This window comes from Kineosporia sp. R_H_3, assembly GCF_002198675.1.
Lineage (GTDB): Bacteria > Actinomycetota > Actinomycetes > Actinomycetales > Kineosporiaceae > R-H-3.
The window spans coordinates 1-2,432 of the sequence record NZ_MWLL01000167.1 but is presented as its reverse complement, the minus strand read 5'-3'; the positions used below and the strand labels follow the sequence as shown (position 1 = coordinate 2,432).

Here is a 2,432-nt window from a genome sequence, read left to right as displayed (position 1 = left end):
ATCCGGGGCGGCGGGCCGGGATCCGGTCGACGACCGGGGATCTTGGGCGGTGCGGGGGACGGAGCCGTCGGGCGGGGCGGGTCACGCCTCCACGGGGTCGAGGGCGGCACGTGCGTGGCGGCGCCCAGCGCGGAACACCCACGCCTTGAGCAGGACGAACCGGACGAGCGTGGCGAGCAGGTTGGCGGCCACGAGGACGCCGACCTCGACGGCCCGGGCCGGCGTCGCGGTGACCAGGTGGAGCGCCGCGAGCGCCCCGCTCGTCAGGGCCAGCCCGATCCCGAGGACGACGAGACCCTGCGCCTGGTGCCGTACCTGCCCGACCCCGCCGCAGACGCCGAACGTGAGCCGGCGGTTCGCCGCGGTGTTCGCGACCGCCGTGACGAGCAGCGCGAGCAGGTTCGCGACCTGGGCGCCGGTGCCGAGCCGGAGCAGGGCGTAGAGGCCGACGTACGCGAGCGTGCTGACGACGCCGATCGCCCCGAACGTGAGGAGCTGGCGGGGCAGCCCGGCCGGGACGCCGGGGAGCGGGCCCGCGCCGCCCGGCCCGGGCTGGATCGGCGACCGCCCGAGCTCGGCGCGCAGCCGGGCGACCGGCAGGCTGCCGTTCCCGAGCGCCCGCCCGAGCCGCCAGATCCCCTTGAGGTCGGCGGTCGCCGTCGCGACGATGTCGACCCGGCTGTCGGGGTCGTCGACCCAGTCGACGGGCACCTCGTGGATCCGTAGCCCGGAGCGCTCGGCGAGCACGAGCAGCTCGGTGTCGAAGAACCAGCCGGTGTCCTCGACGAGCGGCAGCAGCCGCCGGGCGACGTCCGCCCGGATCGCCTTGAACCCGCACTGCGCGTCGGAGAACCGGGCGGCGAGCGTGCCGCGGAGGATGACGTTGTAGCAGCGCGAGATGACCTCCCGCTTCGGTCCGCGGACGACCCGAGAGCCGCGGGCGAGCCGGCTGCCGATCGCGACGTCCGAGTGCCCGGAGACGATCGGGGCGACGAGCGGCAGGAGGGCGGCGAGATCGGTCGACAGGTCGACGTCCATGTAGGCGAGAACCTGGGCGTCCGACCGGGACCACACCTGCCGCAGCGCCCGGCCCCGACCCTTCTCCGGCAGGTGGACGACGTCCACGTCGGTCAGCTCGGCGGCCAGCCGGCGGGCGACGGCGAGGGTGCCGTCGGTGCTCGCGTTGTCGGCCACCGTGATCCGGAAGGGGTAGGGGACGTGCGCTTCGAGGTAGGCGTGCAGCCGCCGGACGCACGGGCCCAGGTCCACCTCCTCGTCGTGGACGGGGACGACGACGTCGAGCACAGGGGCGGTCGTCCGGAGGTCGCGGGGCGACGTCTCGAGCTGGAGCGTCATGGTCGGGTTCCTCTCGTCGGGCAGGTGGACGGGCAGGTGGACGGGCAGGTGGACGGACAGGTGGACGGACAGGTGGACGGGCAGGCGAGAACGGGGGACGGCCGGTCAGGAGGCGACGGCGTACCGCAGCGGCTGCGGCAGCACGGTGCCGAGGTCGCGGACGTCGAGCGGCCACCCGGGGGAGGTGAGGACGTCGCCGTCGGCGGACAGCAGCCGGAACGCGGCACCGCGGGTGCCGAGCCAGCCGGGTGCGGCCGCACCGAGCACCGCTGCGGCGAGCGCGAAGGCCTTGGCGTGCAGCGGGTCCGGGTGGACGACGGTGACGGACACCCAGGCCGGCTCGACGACGGCGCCGGTGCGCGGGTCGACGACGGGGCGGTGCGGCACGGGCCGGACCGTCGCGGCGCCACGCCCTGCAGGGAGCCGGACGACGGACCCGCACGGCAGCCCGACGCCCCAGCCACCGGCCGGGGCCGGCCCGGCCTGGGCGACGTCACCGCCGACCTCGACGAGCGCGCCGGTCCGCAGGCGGTCGGCGACCGCGCGGGCCGCGGCCGCCGCCACGACGGCGTCGGTCGTCGCCGCGAGGTCCAGGAGCGTGCCCGCCGGGACGGCCACCGCCGGCCCGGTCACCCGCACGGCGTCGGCGCCGACGGCCGGCCGGGGGCGGGCGGGTGCGAGCGACGAGCAGACCGGCAGGGCGCCGAGCCGGGCCGCGAGGTCAGCGCCTCGCAGCCGGGACCGGTGCGCCAGGACCGCGTTGCCGACGGTCGGGTCTACGAGGCCGCCGGTCAGCCGGGACGCCGTGAGCGCCGCCCCGACGAGCCGGGCGTACGTCGGGCCGACGACGACCGGGGAGCCGCCGGCCCGCAGCAGCCGCCAGGCGGTGGCGCGGGGGCGGTCGAGGTCGACCCGGCGGGAGGCCTCGCGCCGCACCGACTCCGCGATCCGGCGCGCCGCCGGCAGCAGGGCCGGGTCGGCGACCGCGACGTGCAGGCGGGTGGTGGGTCGCGGACCGGGCAGCGACACGGCGACGTTCACGGGAACCTCCGGAGGGGCATCGGGCTGGGCAGCGG

2 protein-coding genes are annotated in these 2,432 nt (G+C 77.5%); both read right to left on the bottom strand.

The window, feature by feature from the left end; genetic code table 11:
* Positions 1–81: 81 nt before the first annotated feature.
* Positions 82–1,356, bottom strand: coding sequence for a bifunctional glycosyltransferase family 2/GtrA family protein (locus ECOMGDLI_RS17990; protein ID WP_088318231.1), 1,275 nt, complete (start codon positions 1,354–1,356; stop codon positions 82–84).
* A gap of 105 nt (positions 1,357–1,461) precedes the next feature.
* Positions 1,462–2,397 carry an FAD:protein FMN transferase gene (locus ECOMGDLI_RS17985; RefSeq protein WP_088318230.1) on the bottom strand — a complete coding sequence of 312 codons (936 nt, stop codon included), beginning with the start codon at positions 2,395–2,397 and terminating at the stop codon, positions 1,462–1,464.
* Positions 2,398–2,432 lie beyond the last annotated feature (35 nt).

Bases quoted from the DNA above. Each gene is read 5' to 3' on its own strand.
- ECOMGDLI_RS17990 (WP_088318231.1), bottom strand. From the start codon at position 1,356: ATGACGCTCCAGCTCGAGACGTCGCCCCGCGACCTCCGGACGACCGCC.